Below are 26,317 nucleotides of genomic sequence, written 5' to 3' on the forward strand. Positions count from 1 at the left end.
TCTTCAGCGCTTACCCGGTTCGACTCCGGGGCCATCCTCGCGGCCGGCCTGCTGCTGCGCCTCGCTCAGGCAGCCGCGGACCTGGTCCAGTTGATCGGTCGTGTGCCCGATCTCCGCGCTGACCTGTTCGGAGCGCTCCGCGGCGGGCACCGCGTGCAGTTCGTCGAGCACCGCCTGCATCGCGGTCAGCGCCGCCTGCCAGCGCTGCGGCGCGTCCACGTCCGCTTCCCGGGTCTCCTCGGCCCAGCCGAGCAGCCACGCGGCGGAACGCAGGCAGCGCACCCGGGCCGGAAGGTTGCCCAGCTCGCCCCACAACTGTGCCGCGCGCCGGTAAGCCGACAGCGCATCGGAGGCCAGCCCGGCGCTTTGCAGCGCCTGCGCCGCGGACCAGGCCAGCCGGGCATGCGGGAGCCGGTTGCGCGGATCGTCCTGGACCAGTTTCGCCGCGGCGAGGTACTGCTCGGCAGCGCGCCGGTGTTCGCCCAGCTGCGTCAAGCAGTCGGCGTACTGCTCGCGCGTCATCGCGATGCCCGCCTCGTCGTAGGGCACGTGCACGCGCGGCATCAGCTCGTCGAAAAGCGCCGCGGCCTCGCCGTACCGCCTGAGCCCCGCGTAAGCGCGGGCGGCGGTGAACCGGCTGTGCAGGGTGTCCGGTTCGCTCAGCCCGTCCCAGAGTTCACCGGCGCGCAGCGCGACGTCCACGACGTCGAGCCGGCGGTCCGGCTGCTGCCACAGCGCCTCCGTCAGCAGCGAATACAGCCGAGCGCGCTGCCTGCCGTCGAGTAGGTCGCCGCCGTACGCGAGCGCCTGCTGCGTGTGGTGCTGCGCGGCCGCAGGGTCGCCTTCGCGCAGCGCGAGCTGCGCCAGGAGTTCTTCCGGCTCGGCCGCGTCCCACGGCTGGTCCGCGGCGAGCGAGCCGTCGCGGGCCGCTTCGAGCCGCGCGCGGGTCTCCGCCTGGTCGGTGGGGAAGGCCAGCTGCGCGAGCATGCGGTGATAGACGGCGGCGCGCCCCGGATCGCCGAGCTCTCGCGTGATGGTGATTTCGGCGCGGATCAGGTCTGCCACGGCGGCTGAGTCCGCAGTGCCTGAGCCCACAGTGCCTGAGCCCACAGTGCCCGAGCCCGCAGTGCCCGAGCCCGCGCCGGCCGGATCCGGCGGGTTCGGGCCGTCGGGCCGCGCAACCAGCGAGTTGAACGCGAGATAGACCGCGAGACCGCGGGCATTGAGATACTGGCGCGGCGTCAGCGCGCCCGCCGCGTACGCCGCCTCCGCTTCGGCTCCGAGCACCACCGCCTCGGCCTGCGCCGTATCCCGATCGCCGGCGAGGAAGGCCGCGAACGCGGCGCTCGCCCGGGTCTCGCGCGCCTCAGCCTGTTCGTCCAACTGCGCGAAACGCTCCGCGATCGCGGTGAACGCGGCGCGCGCCGCCGCCGGGTCGCGTTCCATGAGGTCCCGCGCGCGCGAGCGGTCGACCCGGGCCGAGACCGCGGGCGGCAGTTCCTGGCCGCTGGCCGCGACGCGCTCCCAAGCGCGCCGGGCGTGCGGATGGCGTGCGTCGCTCAGCCGCTGGGCGTGATCGACGAGGGCGTCGAGCGACGGGCCCGTTCCCCGCGGGCTGCCGGCCGCGGCGGGAGCCGGCCCGGCGACCCGGGCGGGAAAGCGGACGCTGCCGCCGAGGGGCAGGGACGCGAGCAGCGGCTCGGCGGCCAAGCGCGCGGCGGCGCTGCCGGAAACCGTGCAGCTTCCGTTGCGCGCGTCGAAACGGGCGCACAGCGTGTCGACCTGCCGCCGCAGCGTCACCGCCGCGAGCCCGACCGTCGCGAGGTCCGGATCCGCGGCGGTGAGCGGCAGCGCGGACAGGTCGAGCGCGACGAGCCGGCGCAGCAGCACGAGCGCGCCGATGAGGAATTCCAGGCGGGAGGTCGCGTCCTCCGCGCCCTGCGCGAGCAGACCCGCGTGCTCGGTCAGTATCTCCAGGCCGCGCGCCTCGTTGCCGGTCAGCGCGCAGAACTCGATGTGCCTGCCGATCGTCGAGCGCAGATTCGGCACGCCCCTGGCCATCCGGTAACCGCGCAGATGATTGGCCCGCGCCTGCTCGACGCTTCCCGCGCGCAACAGCGGCAGCAGACTGTACGAGAGCACCCGGTGCGGTTCCTCGGCGCACACCAGCTGGCCGCCGAGCACCGGCTCCCACAGCGTCAACGCCTGCTCGTCGCGCCCGCTGTGCGCGTGCCACGAGCCCTGATCACCGGCCTCGCAGGCGTGGCAGTCCGCCATCGCGTCGCGCGGCGCGTCAAGCCAGGCTTCGAATTCGCGGGTGGCGGCCGCGGTGTCACCGGTGGCGCGCGCCAGCCGGTGCCGGCCCATGTGGACCGCTCGCGGCGAGTGGCCGGCCTGCCGATAACGCGACTGCATCTGTTCGAGCCAGCTTTCGACCGACGCCAGCGGAACCTCCGGCACCCGCAGCATCCCGCCGGTGGCCCACTTGAAATACCAGAACAGGCTGTGTCTGCGCCGCGCGTCGAAGGCCCCCGCGTCCTCGTCCCACAGCCCCAGCAGCCGCGCGAACGGCACGAGCAGCTTCGACTGTTCCGCGCCGTATTCGTACGCGTTGATCAGGTCCAGCAGCGCCTGAGCGTACAGCGGCGAATGACCGGCCGCCTGTGCCGCGTCGGTCAGATACTCGGCCCGCGCCACCTTCACCGGACCGTTCGGCGTTTGGGCGTTCTCGGCAAGCGCCGACCAGACCTCCTCCACCGTCATCGCGGGCATCGTCAGACCCCGTCCCCGTCCCCGGCCCGCGCGGCCAGCGAGGCCCACGCCAGCAAGTCTCCGAAGGCCCGGTTGAGCAGCGCGGTGTCGGCCGGGCGCAGCGGACGGTGCGTCATCAGCAGCGCCTGCCCGTACAGCGCCTCCACGGCCGTGGTCAGCAGCGCGCGGTCGGTGATACCGCTCAGCCGCCGTACCACGGGGCTGTGATGGTTGAGCACCAGCTGCGCGCGCGGAGCCGAGGACTTGAGCGCGCCGAGGATCTCCGCCCACAGCTCGTCCGCAGCCGCCATGGTCTCGGCGCGGGCGCGCTCGTGGCGCGCGTCCCGGTTGTCCAGGTGCAGCGCCGGAACCGAAACCGGTGCGAACGCGCGCAGCACCACGTCGCAGTCCAGCGGGTCGAGGGTGGCGCGTGCGGCGGCGAGGAATCCCGCCAGCGCCAGCTCCTCGGCCGGGTTCACCAGGTCCAGGTGCGCGGTGACCACGTCCGCGCCCAGCTCGCCGACCACCGTGCCGGGTATGACCTGCGGCAACTGCTCGACCAGGTCCGCATCGTAGGTGTAACCGCCGTTGACCACGCCGATACCCTGGGCCGCCGCGATCGGGGCAACCTGCCGGAACTCGTCCACGGTCCGGGCCAGGTACACGGTGGGGTGGTTGCGTGCGAACTCGGTCAGCGGCACCCGTCCGTCCGTGGTCTCGAACTCGAGGAACGGAAGCATGATCCGCATCAGCTCCCGATCATGCCGTGCCAGGGCCTTGACGCCGAGGGCGTGCACGGCGAGGAACGCGGCCAGCCGCGCCGGATCCTGCGCGGCCAGATCGGTGAGCCAGTCGCGTATCCGCACCCCCAGCGCCTCGCGCACCGCGGACAGGGTCTCGTCCTCGTACAACCCCTCCCGGGAAGCGGTCGGCCGCAGCGTGTCCGTGTCGATGACGCAGCGGACGAAGAACGCCCAGTCCGGCAGCAGCCCGGTCGTCGCGTCGGACAACAGCATGCCCTTGAGATGCACGCGGTGCCGTCCCGCGTCGGCGGGGTTCGCGGCGGAAGGCAGCACGTACGCCGCCCCGCGCACACCGGCCAGCGGAACGTCCAGTTCGATCACGTCGAGCGCGGCGAAACCCAGGGTCCGCTCGCCGTACTCGAACAGGGCCAGCCGCCGCGCCGCGGGGGAGGGGTGCGCGCGGTCCCACACCGGCGGGCTGTCCGTGGTGCGCACGAGACCGTCGGGCGTCGCGACGACGACCTCGTAAGGCAGCAGCGCGCCGAATTCGCGGGCGAGCTGCGCGACCCGCTCCGGCGCGAACCATCGCTGTGCGCCCGGCCGGGGTGTCAGCAGCACCCGGGTGCCCGGCTCGGGGAACTGCGCCGGGTCGAGCGTCCGGATCGAGTAGCGGCCGTCCGAGCCGGCCAGCCACTCCACCGGCGCGGCCGCCGGGTCCGCGGCGGACCGGGTGGTCACCCGGATGGTGTCGGCCACGGTGAAACAGGCCAGCAGGCCGATGCCGAACTGCCCCAGGAACTCCCGGCGCGCCCCGGCCAGGTCGTCGCGCTTGGAGGAGCGGCCGATGGTGGCCAGGAAGCGGTGCACGTCCGCCTCGGTCAGCCCGATCCCCGGGTCCGCGATAAGGACCGTCTCCCCGTCCGCGGTCAGCCGGATGCCGGTAGGCGCCGCCGGGTCCGCGCCGAGCCTGGCCGTGACCGCGTCCACCGCGTTCTGCAGCAGTTCGCGGATGTAAACGCGCGGCGAGGAGTACAGATGGTGCGAGAGCAGGTCGACCAGCCCACGAAGGTCGACCTGGAACGCGTGCGCGTCGGCCAGCGGTCGGTCGGGCTGAGGGTAGTGCGGCATGCCGCCGATCGTAGGGGAGGCTTCGGACATCGTGCGGCCCTGTTTCGAATCTCGCCGCGCGAACCCGTTACCGTTGGGGGATGGAGGAGATCGATCGGCAGATCGTCCGGTTGCTGCTGGCCGACGGGCGGATGAGCTACACCGACCTTGGCAAGGCCACCGGCCTGTCCACGTCCGCGGCACACCAGCGGGTGCGCAGGCTGGAACAGCGCGGCGTGATCAAGGGCTACCGGGCCGTGATCGACCCCGAGGCCGTCGGTCTGCCGCTGACCGCGTTCATCTCCGTCAAGCCCTTCGACCCGGCCGCGCCGGACGACGTCCCGGAACGGCTGGCCGGGCTCAGCGAGATCGAGTCGTGCCACTCGGTCGCCGGGGACGAGAACTACATCCTCAAGGTGCACGTAGCCACGCCCGGCGCACTGGAAGGGCTGCTCGCCCACATCAGGTCGGCCGCGAATGTCTCGACGCGCACCACGATCGTGCTGTCCACCTCCTTCGACGGCCGGCTGCCGGATCCGCCCGCGGCCGGCTGACGAGCGTCAGGGCAGCTCGGGGGCGAGCGAAAGCACCGAGTCGCGGAAGGCCGAGACGGCCGGGGACGCCCAGCGCTCCTCCCGCCACACCAGGCCGAGCACACGTGAGCCGCCGGTGCCCGCCAGCGGGATGTACCGCAGCCAAGGGTCGCCGGCCTGGTCGATCCCGCCGTCGTAGGTGCGCGCCCGCGGCAGCACCGCCACGCCGAGACCCACCGCGACCATCCCGCGCAGCGTGGCCACGTCGTCGCCCTCGAACGCCACCGCCGGCGCGATTCCGGCCTCGCGCCACAGTTCCTCGGTCGATTCCCGCAGGCCGGTGCCCGGCTTGTTCGCCACGAAGGTCTCGGCCGCCGCCTCGGCCAGCCGCACCCGCTGCCGCCCGGCGAAACGGTGGCCGCCCGGGACCGCCAGGTACAGCCGCTCCCGGCGCAGCGGGCGCCACGCCAGCGCGGCGCCGTCCGGGCGCGGCGAGGTGATCACCAGGTCCACCTCTCCGCGTTCCAGAGCGCCGAGGATCGAGGCGGAACCACCCTGGATCAGCTGGAACCGCACCCCGGGGTAGTGCGCGCGGAAGGAGAGCAACAGCCGCGGCACCAGCCATGGGCCGACCGTGTGCAGGAACGCCATCGCCACGGTCCCGGACTCGGGACTGGCCAGTTCCGCCACCGCCCGCCGCCCCGCCTCCAGTTCGCGCAGCACCCGCCGCGCGTAGACGAGGAAGGCCTCGCCGTAACGGTTGAGCGCGAGCACCCGTCCCTTGCGGTCGAACAGCGGCGAGCCCAGTTCCCGCTCCAGTCTGGCCAGTGCGCGCGACAAACCCGGCTGCGACAGGCCGAGTTCCGCCGCCGCTCGTCCCACGTTGCCCGTCTCGCACAAGACGGCGAACCAGTGCAACTCCTCGATCTGCATACCTGAATTCTTACATGCCCGAGGTGCATTGGTTCGGTGTGCACTGGTTATTGGACGCATCACCACTGCTTGGATAACCATGGAAGCGCCTCGACCGCGTCCACTCCTGGACGCGGCGGGGACGGCCCGAAGACGCGTCGCCTGTCCGTTGCGTCGGGGGGAGCCGCCGTGTCCACCTACAGCGAGACTGTCAGAGAGCTGCGGTCGCCGGGCCGCATCGCCTACGCATCCACCGCCGAACTGGTGCCCGGCCGCGGCGTGCGCCTGGCGTTGGGCGTCATGGTGCCGCTCACGATCGGCGTGTGCACCGGACGGTACGCATACGGCGTATACGCAGCGCTCGGCGCCCTACCATCGGGGTTCGCCGCGATGACAGGAACACGCAGCAAGAAGCCGACCGCAGTCGCGCTCGCCGCAGTAGGCATGGCCGCCGGAGCCTTCGTCGGGGCACTCGCCGCGGGAACTGCGGCGCTGCTCGTGTTCTTCATCGCAGCCTTCGCATACCTCGCCGGAATCGCGGGCGCTTTCGGCGACCGCGTCGCCATCGCCGCGCTGCAATGGCCAGCGGCCCTGCTGATCGCGACATCGGTCCCGCAGACGGCGCGCCAAGCCGCCGTGCACGCCGGACTGGTCCTGGCCGGGGGACTCGGACAGGCCGCCCTGGTCGCGCTCGCCGTCGCGTTGCACGCCGAGCCGGCTGACGCGGCGCCGACGTCCGACCGCCGCGGTTCGCGCGCGTTCGCCCGGCACCTGACCGGCACCTTCCGGATCCACGTCGGCATCAAGACGAACCAGGGCCGGCACGCGCTGCGTCTCGCCGTCACCGCCGCCGCGGCGCAGAGCGCCGCACTTCTGCTGGGGCTGGCCCACCCGTACTGGGCCGCGCTGACCGCGGTCCTGGTGCTGAAGGCAGACCACGTACTCACCGTGCGGCGCAGCCTCGACCGGATCGGCGGAACCGCGGTCGGCATCCTGCTCGGCCCGCTGCTCGTCGCGCCCGCCCACCTGGGCCCCGCCGCGCTGCTGCCCGGCGCCGCCCTGGCGATGACGCTGGCCTACGCCGTCTTCCCGGCCAGCTATTTCCTGTACACGGTGTTCCTGACCGGATTCGTCGTCGTGTTGCTGGACCTGCTCGGCTTCGGCGCAGGCGGGACACTGCTGCCGCGCCTGACAGCCACGCTGCTCGGCGGTGTCATCGCACTGGTCGCCTCCCACGTGCGCCGCTCTTAAGCTGAGGGCATGACGGCTGACCAGAGGGCAGTGGACCAGAAGGAACCCGCCGAGGCGCGGTCGACCACGCTGCTGCGCAACGGCACGATCCACAATCCGGCCGACCCGCTGGCCACCGCGATGGTCGTCGAGGACGGCATGGTCGCCTGGGTCGGGTCCGAAGGCGCGGCCGACGCCCATGCGGACTCCGTGCGTGAGGTCATCGACCTGCGCGGCGCGCTGGTGACTCCCGCCTTCGTCGACGCACACGTACACGCCACGTCCACCGGCCTCGCGCTCACCGGACTGGACCTGTCGGGTTGCGCTTCCCGCGCCGAGGCGCTGGATCGGATCGCCGTCTACGCCGCCGCGTTGCCGGATGACGCGGCCGTGCTCGGCACCGGCTGGGACGAGACCGCCTGGGATCGCACCGCGCCGGACGGGCGACAGCCGCCGACCAGGGCGGAACTGGACCGCGCGGCCGGTGGGCGGCGCACCTATCTCGCGCGCGTAGACGTGCACAGCGCCGTCGTCTCCAGTTCCCTGCTCGACGCTGCGCCGCAGGCCCGCGCGTGCGCCGGTTATCAGGAGGACGGCCCCCTGTCGCGCGCCGCGCACCATGAGGTCCGCGCCGCGGCTCTCGCGTCCATCACCGCCTCCCAACGTGCCGATGCACAGCGCGCCGCGCTGCGCCGGGCCGCCGAGTGCGGGATCGCGGCCGTACACGAGTGCGGTGGCCCGCAGATCTCCGGCGAGGAGGACTTCACCGCGCTCATCGCGCTCGCCGCCGATCCGGCCAACGCCGCGCCTTACGTCTTCGGGTATTGGGGCGAACTGACCGACCCGGTCAAAGCCTTCGAACTCGGTGGAGTCGGCGCGGGCGGAGACGTGTTCATCGACGGCGCCATCGGCTCGCACACCGCCTGCCTGCGCGAACCGTACGCCGACGCCGCCGAGACCGGGCTCGGCGCGGCGAGCGGTGCCGGTTACGCCGGCGCGGCGTACCTGACGGCGGAACAGATCGGCGGCTTCCTCGTCTCGTGCGTGGAGGCCGGCGTCCAGCCGGGTTTCCACGTCATCGGCGACTACGGGCTCGACCTGCTCGTCGCCGGCCTCGATCTCGCGCACGACCTGGTCGGGGAAAAGCGGCTGCGCGCGGTTCGGGTGCGCGCCGAACACGCCGAGATGCCGGACAGCGAGCACATCAAGAAGTTCGCGCACCACGGCGTGGTGGTCTCGGCGCAACCCGGCTTCGACGCCGCCTGGGGAGGCGCCGACGGCATGTACGTCCGGCGGCTCGGTCCGGGCCGCGCCCTCGGCATGAACCCGTTCGCCGCGCTCAGCGCGGCCGGTGTCGTCCTGGCCTTCGGCTCCGATTCGCCGGTCATCCCGCTCGGACCGTGGGAGGCGGTGCGCGCCGCCGTCTTCCACCACACGCCCGCCTCGCGGCTGACCGCACGTGCCGCCTTCGAGGCGCACACCCGCGGCGGCTGGCGTGCGCTCAATCCGGCGGCGGCTGGCGTGCCCCGGGACGAGACAGGCGTGCTCGCCCCCGGCGCCCCGGCTACGTATGCGGTCTGGGAGACCGGAGGCCTGGTCGCCCAGGCCCCGGACCAGCGCGCCACCGGCCGGTCCAGGGACCAACGCGCGGCGGCCCCCGCGCTGCCGGACCTGGCTCCGGGCGTGGACCTGCCACGCTGCCTGCGCACCGCGGTGCGCGGTCGGCCGATCCACGACCACCTGCTCGCAGCCTGAGCCCGCCGCCGCGGCAAGAGCCTCAGGAGGCGGCTGTATAGTTCGGCAAGGTGGACACGGTGCCAACCTCGACAGAGAACGTGAGCGCGAGCGAACAGGCTCGCCCTCGTAGTCGCCGCCGCCTCTCCCTGCCTCGCCCACACCGCCCCAGGCTGCGTCGTCCCAGGCTGCGTCGTCCCCGTCCCGGTGTGCACTGGTTGCCGCAGGCGGCCGCGATCGGCTTCGGGTTCCTGCTCGTCGCCGCTTTCCCGCCGGTCGGCTGGTGGTGGCTGGCCCCCGTGTGCGTCGCCGGATTCGCACTGTGCGCGCGGAGCGCCGCGGGGCTGCGCGCCCGCCGCGGCCTGCGCCGCCCCAACGCCGCGGCGGCCTGGTGCGGGCTCTGGTTCGGCCTCGCCTTCTGTTTCCTGTCCTTCCAGTGGGTAACGACCGTGGGCACCGATGCCTGGATCGTGCTCAGCATCGTCGAGGCCGTGTACTTCGTGCCGCTCGGCGCGGCCACCGCGGCCGTCGGCCGGCTGCGCGGCGCGCCGCTGTGGCAGGCGCTGCTGTGGGTCGCCGAAGAGGCGCTGCGCGATCGCTGGCCGTTGCAGGGGTTCTCCTGGGGCCGGCTGGCGTTCAGCCAGAGCCACACGCCGTTCACCCCGCTGGCCGCGCTCGGCGGTGCGCCGCTGGTCAGCTTCGCGACCGCGTTGGCGGGCAGCGCGGTCGCCGCCGTGCTGCTGACGGTGTATCGGGCCGCCCGGCCGCGAACCTCCGCTTCGCCGCGCAGTGCGCTCGCCGCCACCGGATGGGTGCTGCTCGCCGCCGCCGTGCCGGCGGCCGGCATTCTGACGCCGCTTCAGACGGTCGCCGCGAAGCCTGTGCAACTGGTCGCGGTCCAGGGCAACGTTCCGCGCACCGGCCTCGACGCTTACGGTCAGGCCTCGGCTGTGCTGGGCAACCACCTCGCAGTCACCGAGCAGTACGCGGCGAAGGTCACCGCCGGCCTGGCGCCGCGGCCCGCCGCCGTCTTCTGGCCCGAGGACGCGGACGACGTCGATCCGTTCCAGAACCCGGTCGCGTCCGCCGCACTGACAAGGGCTGCCGCGTCCGTGCACACTCAGATCCTCGTCGGCACCGTCGTGGCGGCCGGCCCCGGACAGGCGCGTAATGAGGCAATCGTCTGGGATCCCGTCACCGGCCCCGGCGCAGTCTACGTCAAGCGCCACCTCGTCCCGTTCGGCGAGTACATCCCATACCGCTCGCTGTTGACCCGGTACATCTCCGAACTCTCCCGCGTGCCGCGTGACGACATACCGGGCGACAGGCCGGGCGTGCTCACCGTGGGCGGAGTGCATATCGCGGACGTGATCTGCTTCGAGATCGCCTACGACGGCACCGTGCGCTCCTCCGTGGAGCCCGGCACCGGGGTGCTCGTCGTACAGACCAACAACGCCACCTATGGCTGGAGCGGCCAGCCTGAGCAGCAACTGGCCATCACCCAGTTGCGCGCCGTGGAACACCGGCGTCCGGTGATGATCGCCGCCACCAGCGGTATCTCCGCGTACATCACCCCGGACGGCAACGTTCACCAGGAGACCAGGCAGTTCACCTCCGCTGTCATCGCCGCCGAGGTGACCCCGCGCACGGGTTCGACCCTGGCGGACCAGGTCGGGGCGTGGCCGGAGGCGGTGATGGCCGCGGCGGCGCTGGCCGCCTGGGCGCTGGCCCTGCTGCGGCGTGAGAAAGAGCTCCGATAATCTGTCCACCTGGTGACCCGCCCCGCTTGGAAAGGCAAGGTCTGCACGTGACCGCCCCGACGCTCGTGATCATCCCGACGTACAACGAGTCGGAGAATTTGGAGCGGATCGTCGCCCGACTGCACGAGCACAACCCGGACGTGCACGTCCTGGTAGCCGACGACAACAGCCCCGACGGCACGGGGGAGATCGCGGACAAACTGGCCGCCGCGGACGACCGGATCCAGGTGCTGCACCGCAAGGGCAAGGAGGGCCTCGGCGCGGCCTACCTGGCCGGCTTCCGCTGGGGTCTCGACGCCGGTTACCAGGTGCTGGTCGAGATGGACGCCGACGGCTCGCACCGGCCCGAGGACCTGCCCAGGCTCCTCGCCGCGCTGGACGAGCGGCAGGCCGACCTGGTGCTCGGCTCGCGCTGGGTCAAGGGCGGCCGCGTGGTGAACTGGCCCAAGACCCGCGAGTTCCTCTCCCGCGGCGGCAACCTCTACGTCCGCCTGGCCACGGGGATGCGACTGCGGGACGCGACCGGCGGCTTCCGCGTCTTCCGCCGCACCACCCTCGAAGGGCTCGGGCTCGACGGAGTCGAATCGGCCGGGTACTGCTTCCAGGTGGACATGGCCCGCCGGGCGCTACGCGCCGGGTTCCACGTCGTGGAGGTCCCCATCACCTTCGTCGAGCGCGAGTTCGGCGTCTCGAAGATGTCCGGGAACATCGTCACCGAGGCGCTGTGGCGAAGCACCGTCTGGGGCTTTCAGGACCGCACGGCGAAGCTGACCCGCCGCGGCGCGAAGCGGTAGCCGGTCGGCCGCCGCGGCGCGCACTGCCACACAGCGGCCCCGGTTACTTCTTGACCGGGGCCTTCTTCGCCGGGCGTGCCGGAGACTTCGCGGCAGGGGCCTTCGACGCCGGCGCCGCGCTCGCACTCTTCTTCGTGGGCGCCACCCTGCCGGTGCTCTTGGGCGCGCTCGGCGGAATCGGCGGGGCGTACATCGTCCCACCGGTGCGAAGCACCTCCAGGCGCTCGGCCAACACTTCCTCCAGGTCGGCTACGCTGCGTCGCTCCAACAGCATGTCCCAGTGCGTACGCGACGGCTTGCCCGGCTTCTCCTGCGGCGCCTCACCGTCCACGCGCAGCGCCTGAGCACCGCATACCCGGCACTCCCAAGCCGCCGGGACGTCCGCCTCCAGCGAGAACGGCATCTCGAAGAGGTGGCCGTTCGGACAGCTGTACGCGACGTCCTGGCGGGGTGCCAGATCTATTCCGCTGTCGGTCTCGTAGCTGGTCGCGCCGAGCCGCGTGCCCCGGAGCGCTCGCTCGCTCATCGTCGTGTTCCTCCTGACTGCGGCGCTGCCGCCCGCGGTGCGCCCCACAGCGCTCTCCGCATCCCTGTGTACGTGTATGCAAAACGTCGGGGCGCGCCGTCTTGTTCCCCCGCAGGTGCCGCAACGCGCAGCGAACCATCGACAGGTACGCCATACCCGGACATAAGTATTCGAATCCCGGTCGCCCGCGGACACGGTACGGCGTCTGCGTGGCAAACTGTTGGTCAAAAGCGCCGAGAAACGCCGCAGGCCGGGTGCCCACCGGTGACAATAGGGGAGCTTTCCAGGAGTAGAAGGGCGAGCCGATGAGCGGCCCCTCCGTGGAGCCGCGGCGGCCTGCGGACCAGGACGCGACCCGCTACCTGTGCGCGGCGGCCCACGTCGATCCCGAGTTCGCCCGCGACGCGGTGCGCGAACTGCTCGTCGCCGAGCACCGCCTTCCAGTCGCGCAACCGGAGATTGACCTGCCGACGGTGCTGCGCCACTGCATCGCCGCGCGCTCCCGCAGGCTCTACCGGGACGCGGCGATCGTCGTCGTCCTCGCGCTGGCGGCCGTCACCGCCGGCTGGAGCCTCGCCGCCTGGTACGTGGCGCTCGCCGGACTCTGGCTGATCCTGCGCGCCGGCCGCCGCCCGGCCGCACCCCTCGTCCGCAACCTCGGGCTGCTGGCCGCCCTGCTGTGGGCCTTCGCCGGGGCCGTACTGCTCACCTTGACCGTCACCGACAGCGACCCGTTCGGGCTGCGTACCGCCTGGCACCTGCACCCGCCGAGCGACACAGACATCGCCCTGCGCCTCGGCGCCCCCGCCGCGGCAGCGCTGTGCTGCTGGCTGACTGTGCTCGCAGAGGAGATCGCCGCCTACGTCACCGTCGCCGAACGGCTGCGGCGCGACCGCTTCACCCCCGGCCGCTGGCTGTCCGCCGAACCCGCCTGGGCGCAGCACGCGCTGGGCGTTCTCGGCCGGCGCCTGGCCGACGGCCGGCTCGAACAGCACCCGGTGGCCGATCCCGCCAATCCCTTCCTCGGCTCCGGTGCGCAGCGGCTGCGCCGCCGCTGGCTGATCGAACTGGGACCTGCCGCCTCGCGCGGCGCCCCCTTCGACGTGGCCGACCTGCTCGACCGCGTCTGCGAGCGGCTCACCGAGGGACTCGGCTCGCTCGATCCGGCCGATCCGGCACAGAAGAGCGGGACCGTCGTCGTCGACGACTTCGCTGTCTCCACGGTGCCCGCGCTGGCCACCGGGCTCGGCGACGACGAGGTACGGCTGCTGCCGGACGTTCCCGACGCCTCGCTGCGCGGAGCCGGGCCGCGCGTGTTCCGCAGGATCCGGATCGGCGACGATCCGGCCGGCCTCACCGTGACCGGCTATATCAACGCGACCGCCGGTGCCGGGCTGCTCCAAGTGGAGCTGTACGGCCACGTCCTCGGGCCTGTCGCCCAGCGTTACCGCGTTCCGGACCGTACCGCGCCGTTCGACGCGGTTAGCGCCCTGGCGTGCGCGCAGCGCGCGGCGCGCAGACTGCCGGCCACTGTGTTCAAGGCGCCGCGCGGGTTGTTGAGCACCGCGGCCGAACCGGCGTGCCGCCGCCGGAACCGCGCGATGCTCGCCCGCGCGGCCGCCTGCGGACTGACCGTGACCGCCGGGGCGCGCTACGACCTGCGCGAGGCCGCGGCCGCCGAGCCGGGTGCCGACCGTTTCGCCGACGAGGACGCCAACCTCTACCTGGCGGTCATCGAGCGGCGGGTGCGTGAGGAACTGCGACCGCTGCTGCCCGTCGGCCGGGCCGACTTCTGATCGCCGGCGTCGGCGTCTCCGCCTGGCCGGGCGCGCCGGGCTCGTCCCGCTCAGGGCCGGCCAGCTGCGCCCACACCACCTTGCCGGTGACGGTCTGGCGCACGCCCCAGCGCTCCGAGAGGGTCTGCACGATCATCAGGCCGCGGTGCCGCTCGTCGCCGCGGTCCGTCGGCGTCTGCCGGGCCGGGCGCCCGTCGCCGTCCGCGACCTCGATGAGCAGCGCCCCGTGGCGCTGGCGCAGCCGCAGCTCCATCGGCGTGCCCGCGTGCTCCACCGCGTTGGTCACCAGCTCGCTGACGATCTGCAGGACGGAGTCGGTCAGCTCGTCCAGGCCCCAGTCCGCGGTGGTCTTGCGGGCGAAGCGGCGCGCCGCCCGAGCGGCCTCGAGGGTGGGGGAGAGCGTCACCGACGCCTTCCGGGTCGCTCCGGGCTGCGCGGCGACGTAGAGCACTGCCACGTCGTCGTGCTCCGTGCCGGTCAGCATCGCTTCCGCCAGCCGCGCCGCGCCTTCCTGGACGTTGACCGGCGCTTCGGGCCGGCACAGCGCGCCGAGCGCCGCGCGCAGCTTGGCCAGGCGGTCGTGCAGCGGCTGATCGCGGCATTCGACCAGCCCGTCGGTGTAGAGCAGCAGCCTGGCGCCCTGCGGAAGCGGCCGGGACGCGTCCGCGAAGACGGCCGTGTCCACGCCGAGCGGCATGCCGAGATCGGCCTCCAGCAGGGTGACCGTGCCGTCCGGGCCGACCAGCGCGGGCGGCAGATGCCCCGCGTTCGCCCAGCGCACCGTTCCGTCGCAGGGGTCGTATACGGCGTACACGCAGGTGGCGATCTGCTCGCGCGGCAGCCGGCACACCAGGTTGTTGAGCTGGTCGAGCACCTGCGCCGGCGGCAGATCCATCACGGCGTACGCCTGGATCGCCGCGCGCAGCTGCCCCATCACCGCGGCCGCGCCTATCCCGCGCCCCATCACGTCGCCGATCACCAGCGCCACCCGGTCCGCGGACAGCGCGATCACGTCGAACCAGTCGCCTCCGACGCGTGCGCCCTGCTCCCCGGGGAGATACGCCGTCGCCACGTCCAGGTCGCCCACCCGCGACGGCGCGGCCGGCAGCAGTGAGCGCTGCAAACGCATCGCGGTGGCGCGCTCGTGCCGGTAGAGCCGCGAATTCTCCATGGCGCTGGCCGCCTGCGCCGCGATGCCCTGCGCCAACTGCTCGTCCCGCTCCGTGAAGACGCCGGGCTCCGGGTGGCCGAAGTAGAACGACCCGAGCAACTCCCCGTTGGCCGCGACCACCGGAACGGAGAGGTACGAGCGCACCGGCGGATGGCCGGCCGGCATGCCGTGGTGCGGCGCGCTGCCCCCATACCGCGCGTCGCGCGTGACATCGACGCAGCGCACCGTGGCGCGGTTCGGCGGATCCGTCGCGAACAGGGCGGTGCCGTGCGGTTCCCCCAGCCGCGCGAAGCTTTCCGGCGGCGCGCCGGCCAGCGCGAAGCGCCGCCGCGCCGTGTGCTCCGCGTCGCGGGTCGTGTAGAGAAACGCCCCGAAACGGGCCCCGACCACGCTGGTGGCCGCCTCGATCGCCTGCTGCACGAGTTTGCCCAGGTCCAGCTGCCGGGCCAGTGACTGCCCGACCGAGTAGAGCGTCTCGACGATCCGCGACTCCTGCGCCAGCCGCTCGCGCTGATCACGCAGGGCGGCCTCGACGGACGGGCGCGGCTGCACCGACCAGCCCGCCGAGGAGTCCAGCGAGGCCGGCGGCAGTATCGGGCTGGTGTTGTGCCGCTCGTCGTAGGCCGGGGCGCCGTCGGCGTGCGGGACCACCCGGCCGACCGGCCGCGCCGGGTCGAACAGCGGCAGGTGCGCGAACGGTGAGAGCGCCGCGCACAGCGCCTCGGTCACCGCGCCGAAGCGCTGCGCCGTCGGGGCGTCGATCGGCACCCGCGAGAAGATCACCGCGCTGAAGACCTCGCCGCTGGGCAGGATCCCGCCCAGGCCCAGCGCCGAGGCCACGCCGTAGCCGTCGGCGAGCCACTGCGCCGGCACCAGCGGCGAGCCGGCCACCTGGGAGACGAGGTGGACGGCGACCCGCGTGGGCCGCGGCTCGTACGCCGGCGTATGGGGAGGGTGCCCGCCGCGCTGCGCGTCCGCGCCGACGAGGTGGTCGAGTACGGTCAGCGCCAGCGGCATGCGGCGCACGACTTCCGCTCCGGCAAGCGGCAGCGCCTGGTGGTCGCGCGAGGCGTGCCGGTCGCACCAGGCCGGCTGGTCTCCGAGGGTGGCCAGCAGCGCCAGGCACCGGGTGCCCTCGCCGCCGGCGCCGGGCGCCATGCGGGCCAGCGCGTACGAGCGCAGTTGCGGGGTGAGCAATTCCCAGCGCGCGGTCTGGAAGAAGCGCACGAGGACGAGCGCCGACTGTCCTTCGGCGGTCGGGAAGGCATCCCGCAGCGCGGCGACCGCGCACCGCGCCGCGCCTTCCATCGAGCCCGACTGGTCGCCGCAGCGGGCGATGGCGGCGGTGAGGGCGGCGATCCGCTCGGGGGCGAACACGGCCTCGGGGGAACCGGCCGAGAGCGCACCGCGGTGAACACCGAGCCCGACCGCGCCAGCCACGGGATCCAAGTGAGCGCTTCGCCTCCGCCCTTTCCGGTAAAGCACGCGGTGACAGTGTTCCCGCGGCCGCGGCGGTCCAACCGGTGCGGCCGCGCAGCGCACTGCGCAGGCCGGTCGTCCGCGGGCCGCCGTGCGGGCCGGCGCCGGGCCGGTCCGGCTCCCATCATCATCGCCCCTGCGGCGCGCGTCGAGCGGCCCTTTCGCCGGATCGTTCTTAAAGGTGAACGCGATTGCCCGCAATTGCCCGCAAATGCGGCGGCCGCGCCGCGCATCGCCTCGACTGGGGGACGGACGATGCGCGGCGCGGCCGGTCGTTTCGCGGGCCCGCGCCGGAGAGCGGATCAGACCTCTGAGATGATCGTGCTCAGCTTCTCCAGCTTCTGCACGACCAGGTCGTACTCCTCGTCGGTCAGCGTCCTGCGCACGTTGCGCTCCAGGCTGCGGATCCGGCGCTTGGCCGTGTCGAACGCCTCTTGGCCCATCGCGGTCACCGTGGTGGTGATGACCCGCCCGGCCCCGGGGTGCGACGTGCGGGCGATGTAGCCCTTGCGCTCCAGCGCCGCGACCAGCCCGACCATGGCCTGCGGGGTGACCTGGACCGAGCGGGCGAGCGTCGCCGAGGAGGCGCTCTTGAGGTGGATCAGGGCCTGCAACACCCCGTACTGGGCCTCGGTCAGGTCGACCTCGTCGAGCACCCGGTCGATCTGGCGGCCCAGCTCCCGGTTCGCCCGCGTCAGCAGCCAGGACAGGTAGCCGCTGGCCGGCCGGTAGGCCGCCTCCTGGGCGCGGACCTGTTCCGCCTCAGCCACCGCCTTGGCGCGCCGCGCCGACCGACCGCCCGAGGCCGGTAACAGGGTGGCTCTCTTCGTCGCTGTACTCATAAAACTGACCCCTTCGCATCCTGATGCGCTACTCCGGACGGCGTTGTCGCAGAGCTTTGACGACAGGCGGCCGTCGCCCCGCGCGCCCAGCTGCTCCAAGGCCCCGTCCGTGCGGTCCGGGGGAGAGCACGGGCAGCGCCGTCACTCACTCTCCAGGTCATGATAAACCCGAATGGAGCAGCCAGGAACCATAGTCAGAAAAAACACTGATATCAGCGAGCATGAGATCAAGGCACTGGACGAGACGGCCTGCGGGTTGTTACCCTGACGCTCCGTCAGGTGCTCTCGCCGTGCATATGCGGATGCACCTCAACCCGCGTGAATTCCCCACCGGTGGCCAACCGTCACACCAGGTTCCAGGCGGATCAGGTCCGTGCCGCTGTTGAATGCGTCCGGCGGGCAGGACATCGGCTCGACCGCCACGGCGGCCCGGTGCCGCGGCCCGCTCAGCGGGTCCGCGGTGAACACCTGAATCCATTCCAAACCGTGGTCCATCCACAGGGTGACGCAATTGCCGCCGGGCTCGCTCAGGCGCACCCGGGCGATCCCGTCGAGTTCCCTTTGCAGGCCGCCGAAAGCGGTGTCGAGCACGCATCCGCCGAGCTGGCGCGCGGTGCGGAAGTCGTACCCGCTGCCGTCCACGTCGACAAGGGCGATCGGGTTCATCCGCTCGTCGACCTCGACCCGGTTCTGCGCGGGCACGTGCAGCGTCCACTGGTCTGCCGCATCGGGCTGCGGCGGCACGCCCGGAAGCAGGTAGGGATGCGCCGCATAACCGTACGGTGCCGCTTCCCGGCCGATATTGTGCGCCGTCACCTCGACTTCGAGCCCTGTGTCAGAGAGCGAATAAGCGGCCGTGAGGTCGAGGATGTGGGGATAACCGGGATGCGGGTAGAGCCGGTGGCTGAGAACCACACGGCCGGGTGATTCCTCCTCGACCCGCCAGCCGGCCCAGCGCACCAGCCCGTGGATGGCGTTGCCGCGCGCCGGTTCGGTGATGTCGAGCTGCCGCTCCTGCCCGTCGAAACGGTAGCGCCCGCCCGCGACCCGGTTCGGCCACGGCGCCAGCAACTGCCCCGCACCGCCCTGAGCGGCCTGGTCGGCCGCGAAGCCGTGGATCAGTGGGCGAGGACCCTGCGGGCCGAGGTGCTCCAGTTCCCGCAGCCCCGCGCCCACCTCGGTGACCACCGCGCGATAACCGCCGCTTTCCAACGCGAATTGCCGCCCCGTCGGCTGCGCACCGGACCCGGCGAAATTCGCCCCGGTCCCGTTCCCCGCAATTGCATCCGCTCCGGGCGTCCCGGGCGCCGTCCTCGCTGAGTCCATGAGCGAATACTCTCCCATACCGGGCGCCCGCGTACCGACAGCCGGAAAGGACGACAGCCGCCCGCGGGCCACGCCAAGGGGGGAGAAGCGTGGACGCGCGGGCGGCTGTGCTCTGTGCTCGCGACCGCCGATGGACGTGTCATCTGCCGGCCGGTTCGCTGTCCACGCTACGACCCGTGCTGCTGGGCCGGAAGGCTGTAGCGCGGGCTTTGGCACAAGCTTTGCCCGCCCTTGGCATTCGCTCGGCCGGGGACCAGCGGCCGGGGACCGTGCGCGCGCTTCGGACGCGACCGCGCCCCCGAACTGCGCCAAGCCCCACGCCGCCTAGACTTGCGTTCCATGACGGAGCCAACGCCGAGCGACCAGGTCTGGACCATTCCCAACGCACTCAGCGTGCTGCGACTGCTCGGCGTTCCCGCGTTCCTGTGGCTGATCCTGCGGCCGGTGTTCGGCGGGCCGCACTACGACGGCTGGGCGATTCTGCTGCTCGCGGTCAGCGGCGCCACCGACTATCTCGACGGGAAGATCGCCCGCGCCTTCGGGCAGGTCAGCAGGGTGGGCCAGCTGCTGGATCCGGCGGCCGACCGGCTCTACATCCTGGCCACATTGGCCGGCCTGGCCGCCCGGCAGATCATCCCGGTGTGGCTCGTGGTGGTCCTGGTCGGGCGCGACCTGCTGATGGCCGTCCCGCTGGCCGTGCTCAGGCGGCACGGATTCGGCCCGCCGCCGGTGCACTTCCTCGGCAAGGCGGCCACCTTCAACCTGCTTTACGCGTTCCCGCTGCTCCTGCTCGGTGACGGCACCGGATGGCTGCACGACCTGGCCGGCGAAGTGGGCTGGGCCTTCGCCATCTGGGGTACCACGCTGTACTGGCTCGCGGCCGGGCTGTATGTGGTCCAGGTGCGCCAGCTCACAGCGCGTCCTGATTAGCCGAGATCGAACGGGGGAGGGATACGCAAGACGGGGGCGATCCGGCGTGCTGGCGCACGCCTTGAATTCGGGAAAGAGGATCCAGCGGATCATGAAAGCCGTCGTGATGGCCGGGGGAGAGGGCACCCGGCTGCGACCGATGACCTCCTCGATGCCCAAGCCGCTGCTCCCCGTCGTGAACCGTCCGATCATGGAGCACGTGCTGCGGCTGCTCAAGCGGCACGGACTGACCGAAACGGTCGTCACCGTGCAGTTCCTCGCCTCGCTGGTGCGCAACTATTTCGGCGACGGCGAGGAACTCGGGATGAACCTGTACTACGCGAACGAGGACACCCCGCTGGGCACCGCCGGCTCGGTGAAGAACGCGGAGGCGCAGCTGGCCGGGGACAGTTTCCTGGTCATCTCGGGGGACGCGCTCACCGACATCGACCTCAGTGCTCTGATCGAGTATCACCGCAAGAAGGGCGCGCTGGTGACGGTGTGCCTCACCCGCGTGCCCGACCCGTTGGAATTCGGCATCACCATCACGGCCGAGGACGGCAGGGTCGAGCGGTTCCTGGAGAAGCCGACCTGGGGACAGGTGTTCTCCGACACCGTCAACACCGGCATCTACGTGATGGAGCCGGAAGTCCTCGGCTATATCGCGCCGGGCGAGCAGGTGGACTGGTCCGGGGACGTGTTCCCGCGGCTGCTGGCCGAGGGCAAGCCGGTCTACGGCTACGTCGCAGAGGGCTACTGGGAGGACGTCGGCACCCACGAGTCGTACATCAAGGCGCAGGCCGACGTGCTCACCGGAAAAGTCGACGCGGACATCGACGGCTTCGAGACCGCCCCGGGCGTCTGGGTGGGCGAGGGCGCCGAAGTCGACCCGAACGCGGTGCTCAAAGGCCCGTGCTACATCGGCGACTACTCCAAGATCGAGGCCGGGGTCGAGATCCGCGAGCACACTGTCATCGGCTCCAACGTCGTGGTCAAGGCCGGCGCGTTCCTGCACCGCGCCGTCATCCACGGCAACGTCTACATCGGCCCGCAGGCCAACCTGCGCGGGTGCGTCATCGGCAAGAACACCGACGTGATGCGCGCGGCGCGGATCGAGGACGGCGTCGTCGTCGGCGACGAGTGCCTGGTCGAGGAGGAGTCGATCCTGGCCGCCGGGGTCCGGATCTACCCGTTCAAGACGGTCGAGGCCGGCGCGGTGGTCAACACCGACGTCATCTGGGAGCAGCGCAGCCAGCGCTCGCTGTTCGGACCGCGCGGCGTCGCCGGCGTGGTCAACGTCGAGATCACGCCCGAACTCGCGGTGCGTCTCGCCAGCGCCTACGCCACCACCCTGAAGAAGGGTGCGACGGTCACCGCCGCGCGTGACGGCTCGCGTGCCGCGCGGGCGCTCAAGCGCGCCGTGATCGCCGCGCTGACCTCCAGCGCGCTGAATGTGCGCGACCTGGAGTGCGTCCCGATGCCCGTGGCCCGGCTGCAGACCGCGCGCGGCACCGTCGGCGGCGTCGCCATCCGCACCACCCCGGGCGTGCCGGACTCGGTCGAGATCCAGTTCCTCGACTCCACCGGCGCGGACCTCTCGCCGGCGGCTCAGCGCAAACTCGACCGCGTGTACTCGCGCGCCGAGTTCCGCCGCGCGTTCCCCGGCGAGATCGGCGATCTGGCCACCCCGTCGCGGATCTTCGAAAGTTACGTCCAGGAACTGCTGAGCCGGGTCGACGTCTCCGGCGTCGCCGAGTCCGGGATGAAGGTCGTGGTCGACTCCGGCGGCGGCTCGGCGGGTCTCGTGCTGCCCGCGCTGCTCGGCCGGATCGGCGTCGACGCGTTCACGGTCAACCTCGGCATGGACGAGGCGCATCCGACCGAGTCGCCCGCTGAACAGGCGGCCGCGCTGCGCCGGCTCGGCGAGCTGGTCTCCTCGTCGCGCGCCTCGGTCGGCGTCCGGTTCGACCCGGTCGGCGAGCGGATCTGGCTCGTGGACGAGACCGGGGCGCGCATTGACGACGAGCGCGCGCTGCTGGTGCTGATGGACCTGGTCGCCGCGGAGCGGGTCGCCGGGACCATCGCGCTGCCCGTGACCACTACCCGTGTCGCCGAGCGGGTCACCGACTTCCACAAGGTCGGGATCCAGTGGGTGTCCACCGCGCCGGACGAACTGACCCGCGTCGCCGCGCTGCCGGGCGTGGTCTTCGGCGGTGATGGACGCGGCGGTTTCGTCATCCCGGAGTTCCACCCCTCGCTGGACGGCATCGCCGCCTTCACGCGGCTGCTCGGTCTGCTCGCGCGCACGCACCTGACGCTGTCTCAGGCGGATGCGCGCATCCCGAGAGCCTACGTGCGCCGGATGGACGTGCCGACGCCGTGGGCGGCGAAGGGAATGGTCATGCGGACGGTCGTGGAGGCCGCGCAGGACCGTCTGCTGGACACGACGGACGGCGTACGCATCGTCGAGTCCGACGGCCGGTGGACTCTCGTTCTGCCCGATCCTGCGGAGGCGGTCACGCACCTGTGGGCGGAGGGACCGGACCCTGAATCGGCGGATGAGCTGCTCGGCCTGTGGGCGGCCGTCGTGGAACAGGCGGGTGCCTAACGCATCCGCAATGCGCATAAGTCGTTAACCGGGTCGGCCGACCGCACGAGGCCACGTCAGTGTGGTCGGCGGCCGGGCCACCGTGTATGGTCGCGACAACCAGCTACCTGACAGTACAAACCACGGACGCACGGCGAGGGGGCACACCGGCGAGACCCGCCGGGGCACCGCTCCGGCGGCCCAGATCCAGCAACGGAGCAATGCAGTGGCCACGGCCGACATCCCCGAGGACCTGAACTACACCGCCGAGCATGAATGGGTGCGAGCGGACACCGAGACCATGCTGCGGGTCGGCATCACCGACTTCGCTCAGGACGCTCTCGGCGACATCGTCTTCGTCACCCTGCCGCAGCCGGGCGCTGAGATCCAGGCCGGCGAGCCGTGCGGCGAACTGGAGTCGACCAAGTCGGTCAGCGACGTCTACGCGCCGGTCAGCGGCACTGTCACCGCGGTCAACGGGGCGCTGGACGCCAACCCGGAACTGGTGAACTCGGACCCTTACGGCGAGGGCTGGATGTTCGAGGTCGAGGCCTCGGGCCCGGAGGCGCTGGACGCGTTGCTGGACGCCGCGGGTTACCGCGCTGTCTCCGAGAAATAGTCGATCGAACGGGGAGAGGCTGCGGGAGGTCCAGTGGCGCTGTTCGGTCGGTTCGGCCGCGGCCGGGGCGGTAACCCGGACCTGGCGCCGTCCGGCGGGTCGGTTGACCCGGACCCGGACGGGCGCCTAGGTTTCGATGCGTCGCCGCCTCCCGCTACCGGCGGCGCGCCCAGCCAGTCACGAGGTGCCGCGCCCGAGCCGCGGCGGGAGGTCGGATCGATGCCGTTGTGCGCCCGCTGCGGGCACGCCAACTCGGAAGGCAGCCGTTTCTGCTCCAACTGCGGCAACCCGCTGGTGCCCGGCATGATGCCGGCGGACCGGGGCAGCGGTGAGCGGCCCGCCGAGGTGACCTCCACCCTCGCCCTGGGTGCGGTCAACCTGACCGACACCGGCGAGCCGGCCGCGGGCGAACTCGCCGATCCGCGCGCCGGGGTCGCCGAGGGCCTGTCCGCGGGCACCGCGCTGCTCATGGTGGAGCGCGGCCCGAACGCGGGCAGCCGCTTCCTGCTGGACGCCGAGGTGACCTCGGCTGGTCGCGCGCCCGACAGCGACATCTTCCTCGACGACGTGACCGTCTCGCGCCGGCATGCCGAGTTCACTCGCGCCGCGCAGGGCTACCTCGTCCGCGACGTCGGTTCGCTCAACGGCACCTACGTGAACCGGGAGCGGATCGAAGAGGTCCTGCTCGCCCACGGCGACGAGGTGCAGATCGGCAAGTACAGGCTGGTTTTCCTCGTCGGCGCGCGGTAGCCGGGTCCGCTGAAGCGGCCGCGGTGGCGGTGGCGGGCGGCGTAAAGGCGCCCTCGCCGCCCGGCGAGCACGGGCGATGCGTCCAGCGGCCGAGCCTGTCGGTGGCGGCCGACATACTGGGAACGGTGAAGGCACCGAGAACCAACCTGGCACCACGAGACCGGGAGACACCATGGCGGGCGTGCGCGGGTCGGCGAACGGGAGCGCAGCCGGTACGCGGGTCGGGCGCGGCGCACCGCACGGCCGGGCGCCACGGCGCACCCTGACGATCGGCGAGGCGGCCGCGCGGCTGTCGGCCGACTATCCGGGCGTAACGGCCGCGGTGCTGCGGCGGCTTGAGGCGGCGGGGAAGTTCACCCCGGCGCGCAGTTCCACGGGCTACCGCCGATATTCCGAGGCGGACCTCGACCTGATCAGGCTCGTGCTCTCGCAGCAGCCCGGGGCGCGACCGGCCGCCGCCGATCCCGCCGACCTGTCCGGCGCCGAGTCCGCGCTGGCGCATCCCGCGGCCGGACAGTCGGCGGCCGCGGACGAACTCGCCGGCGCCGCTACACACCACCACGCCGCCGCGCGGGTGGCGGGCCGCGCGGCCCGGGCCCCGGGCTCTCGGGTCCCTGCGGCCCGCCCGGCGCCGGAGGAGGGCCTGCGGCCGGCGGCGATAGACCCGCTCTTCGACATCCCGGTGACCGGCCACGGCCCGCGTGCCGCCGCCTTCCCGCACACGGCCCGCCGGGACGCGCCCGCCCGGGAGGCAGCGCGGCAACCCGGTGCCGGCGCACCGCCTGCCGAGGACGCCGCGGCGTCCGCTCCCGGTCCCGCGTCCTCCTCGCGGCGAGCCGACCGGCGCTGGCCCGACGCCGAGTTCTTCGCCCCGGATCTCGGCGAGGTCGCGCTGGACCTGGACCAGTTGGCGGCGGCCGCGCGCACCGACCGGGCCTGGGTGGACGGCCTGGTCGAATACGGCCTGCTGTCGGGCGGCCGTCCGGCCGGCGGCGCGGACCTGCTGGTGGCCCGTGCCGCGGCGGAACTGGCCCAGTTCGGCGTGGAGCCTCGGCACCTGCGCGCGGTGGCCGCCTCGGCGGGCCGGGTGGCGGAACTGATCGCGACCGCGACCGCCTCCGGCCGTGAGGCCGGCCGCCGGGAGCGTGCGCTGCCCACCACCTCGGGCCGCAGCGCCGAGGCGGCGGCCGCGGCGGTGCGTTTGCACGCCGCGCTGGTGCGGGCGGCACTGCTCCGTGGCTGAGCGCGGTGGCTTTCTGGGCCGCTCGTGCGGCGCCGCGGCGGGCTCCCACGACGCCCGATCGGGCTTTCGACCGGCAGGGCTTTGGAATCAACCGCCTGGAGCGGTTGTGCGCTCCGGCGCGCGCTAGGGTGTCTATCGTGAACGAACTCGACGTTGTCGGCGTTCGCGTCGAACTGCCGTCCAATCTGCCGATCGTGCTGCTCCGGGAGAGCTCGGGGGAGCGGTTCCTGCCGATCTGGATCGGCCAGGGCGAAGCGAGCGCGATCGCGGCGGCGCTTGAGGGCGCATCGCCGCCGCGGCCGCTGACCCATGACCTGTTCCGAGACACCCTGAGGGCGCTGGGACGGCGTCTGACGGCGCTGCGCATCACCTCACTGCGCGGCGGCACTTTCTTCGCCGAGATGGTCTTCGACGGCGGCGTCACGGTCTCGGCGCGCCCGTCCGACGGCATCGCGATGGCGCTGCGGTGCGGGGCCAAGATCTTCGCGGCCGAGGAGGTGCTGGCCGAGGCCGGCATCCTGCTGCCGGACGACCAGGAGGACGAGGTCGAGCGGTTCCGGGAGTTCCTGGACCAGATCTCGCCGGAGGATTTCGAGGCCTGATCCGTTCCCGCGTGTCCGGTCGCCCGGCGTGGCGGACGCGGTGGTCGTTGACGCCGGGAGGACGACTGCGTACGGTCGGCAGAGCCTGTCCGGGACGCTGAGAGCCGTGTGCGCTTCGGGTGGGGCGTGGTCACCGGATCGGAGGGTTTGCCGGGCCGGCCGGCGATGGAAGAGAAAAGACGGGGCGGTTTCCGGCCGGGCGGCATACGGTGCGTGGTGGACGGCAATAGGCAAGCGGTGCGCGAGAAGCGGTAAGCGCGGTAAGCACGGCGTACGGAACGGAGGTCGGCGTTGAGCGCGGTTGCCACTGATGCGCGGGGCGCTGCCCCCGACCCGATCGACTCCTACGGCTATCGCGGCACAGTGGCCTGCGCCGCGGCCGGGATCACATACCGGCAGCTGGACTACTGGGCCCGTACCGACCTGGTGCGCCCCTCGCTGACCGCGGTGCCCGGCTCCGGAGCCGGGCGGCTCTACAACTTCCGTGACATCGTCATCCTCAAGATCGTCAAGCGGCTGCTGGACACCGGTGTCTCGTTGCACAACATCCGTGCGGCCGTGGCTCACGTGCACGCGCGCGGCAGTGCCGAACTCGAAGGCATCACGCTGATGAGCGACGGCGCGACCGTGTACGAGTGCACTTCGGCGGAGGAGGTCGTCGAACTGGTCCACGCCGGGCAGGGCGTCTTCGGCATCTCGGTCGGCGCGGTGTGGCGTGAGGTCGAGGCCGTACTCACCCAGCTTCCCGGCGAGCCGGTGGACGGCGCCGCCGTGCCCGCGCCCACCGCTCTACTCGGCCACGGCGTCGTCGACGAACTCGCGGTGCGCCGCCGTTCCCGCGCGGTCTGACGGCCCGCGGGCAACCGCTTCACGCCGCGCGCAGTCATCCCTGGTAAGGGGCGA

Annotated in this window: 19 protein-coding genes and 1 pseudogene; 13 read left to right on the forward strand and 7 right to left on the reverse strand. The window is 72.4% G+C overall.

The window, feature by feature from the left end; all coding sequences use genetic code 11:
- Positions 1-3 precede the first annotated feature (3 nt).
- Positions 4-2,763 (reverse strand): hypothetical protein, encoded by a 2,760-nt coding sequence (locus KGA66_RS08090; protein WP_211466274.1) that lies wholly within the window; start codon positions 2,761-2,763, stop codon positions 4-6.
- Between the two features lie 11 nt (positions 2,764-2,774).
- Complete coding sequence (locus KGA66_RS08095; RefSeq protein ID WP_246507208.1) at positions 2,775-4,622, reverse strand: HSP90 family protein; 1,848 nt, start codon at positions 4,620-4,622, stop codon at positions 2,775-2,777.
- Between the two features lie 80 nt (positions 4,623-4,702).
- Between KGA66_RS08095 and KGA66_RS08100 the strand changes: the two genes are divergently transcribed.
- Positions 4,703-5,155: an Lrp/AsnC family transcriptional regulator gene (locus KGA66_RS08100; RefSeq protein WP_211466278.1), complete on the forward strand. Its 453-nt coding sequence runs from the start codon at positions 4,703-4,705 to the stop codon at positions 5,153-5,155.
- Positions 5,156-5,161: 6 nt separating this feature from the next.
- Here the strand turns inward: KGA66_RS08100 and KGA66_RS08105 are convergent, their stop codons facing one another.
- Positions 5,162-6,067 carry a LysR family transcriptional regulator gene (locus KGA66_RS08105; RefSeq protein WP_211466280.1) on the reverse strand — a complete coding sequence of 302 codons (906 nt, stop codon included), beginning with the start codon at positions 6,065-6,067 and terminating at the stop codon, positions 5,162-5,164.
- Between the two features lie 168 nt (positions 6,068-6,235).
- On the opposite strand from KGA66_RS08105, the gene KGA66_RS08110 reads away from it, so the two are divergent.
- The 4 genes from KGA66_RS08110 (at position 6,236) to KGA66_RS08125 (ending at position 11,564) form a co-directional block, all read left to right on the forward strand.
- Positions 6,236-7,297 (forward strand): FUSC family protein, encoded by a 1,062-nt coding sequence (locus tag KGA66_RS08110; RefSeq protein WP_211466282.1) that lies wholly within the window; start codon positions 6,236-6,238, stop codon positions 7,295-7,297.
- Between the two features lie 9 nt (positions 7,298-7,306).
- Entirely contained in the window at positions 7,307-9,031 is a 1,725-nt protein-coding gene (locus tag KGA66_RS08115; RefSeq protein WP_211466284.1) for an amidohydrolase, read from the forward strand.
- A gap of 188 nt (positions 9,032-9,219) precedes the next feature.
- Positions 9,220-10,770 (forward strand): apolipoprotein N-acyltransferase, encoded by a 1,551-nt coding sequence (lnt, locus tag KGA66_RS08120; RefSeq protein ID WP_211466286.1) that lies wholly within the window; start codon positions 9,220-9,222, stop codon positions 10,768-10,770.
- A gap of 47 nt (positions 10,771-10,817) precedes the next feature.
- Positions 10,818-11,564, forward strand: coding sequence for a polyprenol monophosphomannose synthase (locus KGA66_RS08125; RefSeq protein WP_211466288.1), 747 nt, complete (start codon positions 10,818-10,820; stop codon positions 11,562-11,564).
- A 199-nt stretch (positions 11,565-11,763) separates the two neighbouring features.
- Here the strand turns inward: KGA66_RS08125 and KGA66_RS08130 are convergent.
- Positions 11,764-12,090 (reverse strand): annotated as a pseudogene (locus tag KGA66_RS08130) (RNA polymerase-binding protein RbpA); the annotation flags it as partial.
- 305 nt (positions 12,091-12,395) lie between these two features.
- Here KGA66_RS08130 and KGA66_RS08135 point away from each other — a divergent pair.
- A complete protein-coding gene (locus KGA66_RS08135) occupies positions 12,396-13,886 on the forward strand; it encodes an AbeC-like domain-containing protein (protein ID WP_211466292.1) in 1,491 nt (496 codons plus the stop codon).
- Here the strand turns inward: KGA66_RS08135 and KGA66_RS08140 are convergent.
- The 3 genes from KGA66_RS08140 to KGA66_RS08150 all read right to left on the reverse strand — a co-directional run bounded on the left by KGA66_RS08140 (position 13,822) and on the right by KGA66_RS08150 (position 18,704).
- Entirely contained in the window at positions 13,822-16,497 is a 2,676-nt protein-coding gene (locus KGA66_RS08140; protein ID WP_312886812.1) for a SpoIIE family protein phosphatase, read from the reverse strand. The two genes, KGA66_RS08135 and KGA66_RS08140, sit on opposite strands and share 65 nt — an antisense overlap.
- A 341-nt stretch (positions 16,498-16,838) precedes the next feature.
- Positions 16,839-17,378: a MarR family winged helix-turn-helix transcriptional regulator gene (locus tag KGA66_RS08145; protein ID WP_211466296.1), complete on the reverse strand. Its 540-nt coding sequence runs from the start codon at positions 17,376-17,378 to the stop codon at positions 16,839-16,841.
- 309 nt (positions 17,379-17,687) lie between these two features.
- The gene (locus KGA66_RS08150) at positions 17,688-18,704 is read right to left on the reverse strand and encodes an aldose 1-epimerase family protein (RefSeq protein WP_211466298.1); all 1,017 of its coding nucleotides are present in this window, start codon (positions 18,702-18,704) and stop codon (positions 17,688-17,690) included.
- Between the two features lie 339 nt (positions 18,705-19,043).
- On the opposite strand from KGA66_RS08150, the gene clsA reads away from it, so the two are divergent.
- The 7 genes from clsA to KGA66_RS08185 all read left to right on the forward strand — a co-directional run bounded on the left by clsA (position 19,044) and on the right by KGA66_RS08185 (position 26,263).
- A complete protein-coding gene (gene clsA, locus KGA66_RS08155) occupies positions 19,044-19,634 on the forward strand; it encodes a cardiolipin synthase ClsA (protein WP_211466300.1) in 591 nt (196 codons plus the stop codon).
- Positions 19,635-19,725: 91 nt separating this feature from the next.
- Positions 19,726-22,221, forward strand: a complete 2,496-nt coding sequence (locus KGA66_RS08160) for a mannose-1-phosphate guanyltransferase (RefSeq protein ID WP_211466301.1) — start codon at positions 19,726-19,728, stop codon at positions 22,219-22,221.
- A 205-nt stretch (positions 22,222-22,426) separates the two neighbouring features.
- Complete coding sequence (gene gcvH / locus KGA66_RS08165; protein WP_211466303.1) at positions 22,427-22,819, forward strand: glycine cleavage system protein GcvH; 393 nt, start codon at positions 22,427-22,429, stop codon at positions 22,817-22,819.
- 219 nt (positions 22,820-23,038) lie between these two features.
- Entirely contained in the window at positions 23,039-23,569 is a 531-nt protein-coding gene (locus tag KGA66_RS30875) for a double zinc ribbon and FHA domain-containing protein (RefSeq protein WP_211466305.1), read from the forward strand.
- A 172-nt stretch (positions 23,570-23,741) separates the two neighbouring features.
- Entirely contained in the window at positions 23,742-24,812 is a 1,071-nt protein-coding gene (locus tag KGA66_RS08175) for a MerR family transcriptional regulator (protein ID WP_211466307.1), read from the forward strand.
- A gap of 137 nt (positions 24,813-24,949) precedes the next feature.
- The gene (locus KGA66_RS08180; protein WP_211466309.1) at positions 24,950-25,414 is read left to right on the forward strand and encodes a bifunctional nuclease family protein; all 465 of its coding nucleotides are present in this window, start codon (positions 24,950-24,952) and stop codon (positions 25,412-25,414) included.
- Between the two features lie 291 nt (positions 25,415-25,705).
- Complete coding sequence (locus KGA66_RS08185) at positions 25,706-26,263, forward strand: MerR family transcriptional regulator (protein ID WP_211466311.1); 558 nt, start codon at positions 25,706-25,708, stop codon at positions 26,261-26,263.
- The last annotated feature ends 54 nt before the right edge of the window (positions 26,264-26,317 follow it).

Source organism: Actinocrinis puniceicyclus, assembly GCF_018283645.1.
Taxonomy (GTDB): Bacteria; Actinomycetota; Actinomycetes; order Streptomycetales; family Catenulisporaceae; genus Actinocrinis; species Actinocrinis puniceicyclus.

Bases quoted from the DNA above. Each gene is read 5' to 3' on its own strand.
- KGA66_RS08090 (WP_211466274.1), bottom strand. From the start codon at position 2,763: ATGACGGTGGAGGAGGTCTGGTCGGCGCTTGCCGAGAACGCCCAAACG.
- KGA66_RS08095 (WP_246507208.1), bottom strand. From the start codon at position 4,622: ATGCCGCACTACCCTCAGCCCGACCGACCGCTGGCCGACGCGCACGCG.
- KGA66_RS08100 (WP_211466278.1), top strand. From the start codon at position 4,703: ATGGAGGAGATCGATCGGCAGATCGTCCGGTTGCTGCTGGCCGACGGG.
- KGA66_RS08105 (WP_211466280.1), bottom strand. From the start codon at position 6,067: ATGCAGATCGAGGAGTTGCACTGGTTCGCCGTCTTGTGCGAGACGGGC.
- KGA66_RS08115 (WP_211466284.1), top strand. From the start codon at position 7,307: ATGACGGCTGACCAGAGGGCAGTGGACCAGAAGGAACCCGCCGAGGCG.
- KGA66_RS08135 (WP_211466292.1), top strand. From the start codon at position 12,396: ATGAGCGGCCCCTCCGTGGAGCCGCGGCGGCCTGCGGACCAGGACGCG.
- KGA66_RS08145 (WP_211466296.1), bottom strand. From the start codon at position 17,378: ATGAGTACAGCGACGAAGAGAGCCACCCTGTTACCGGCCTCGGGCGGT.
- KGA66_RS08150 (WP_211466298.1), bottom strand. From the start codon at position 18,704: ATGGACTCAGCGAGGACGGCGCCCGGGACGCCCGGAGCGGATGCAATT.
- clsA (WP_211466300.1), top strand. From the start codon at position 19,044: ATGACGGAGCCAACGCCGAGCGACCAGGTCTGGACCATTCCCAACGCA.
- KGA66_RS08160 (WP_211466301.1), top strand. From the start codon at position 19,726: ATGAAAGCCGTCGTGATGGCCGGGGGAGAGGGCACCCGGCTGCGACCG.
- KGA66_RS30875 (WP_211466305.1), top strand. From the start codon at position 23,039: ATGCCGTTGTGCGCCCGCTGCGGGCACGCCAACTCGGAAGGCAGCCGT.
- KGA66_RS08175 (WP_211466307.1), top strand. From the start codon at position 23,742: ATGGCGGGCGTGCGCGGGTCGGCGAACGGGAGCGCAGCCGGTACGCGG.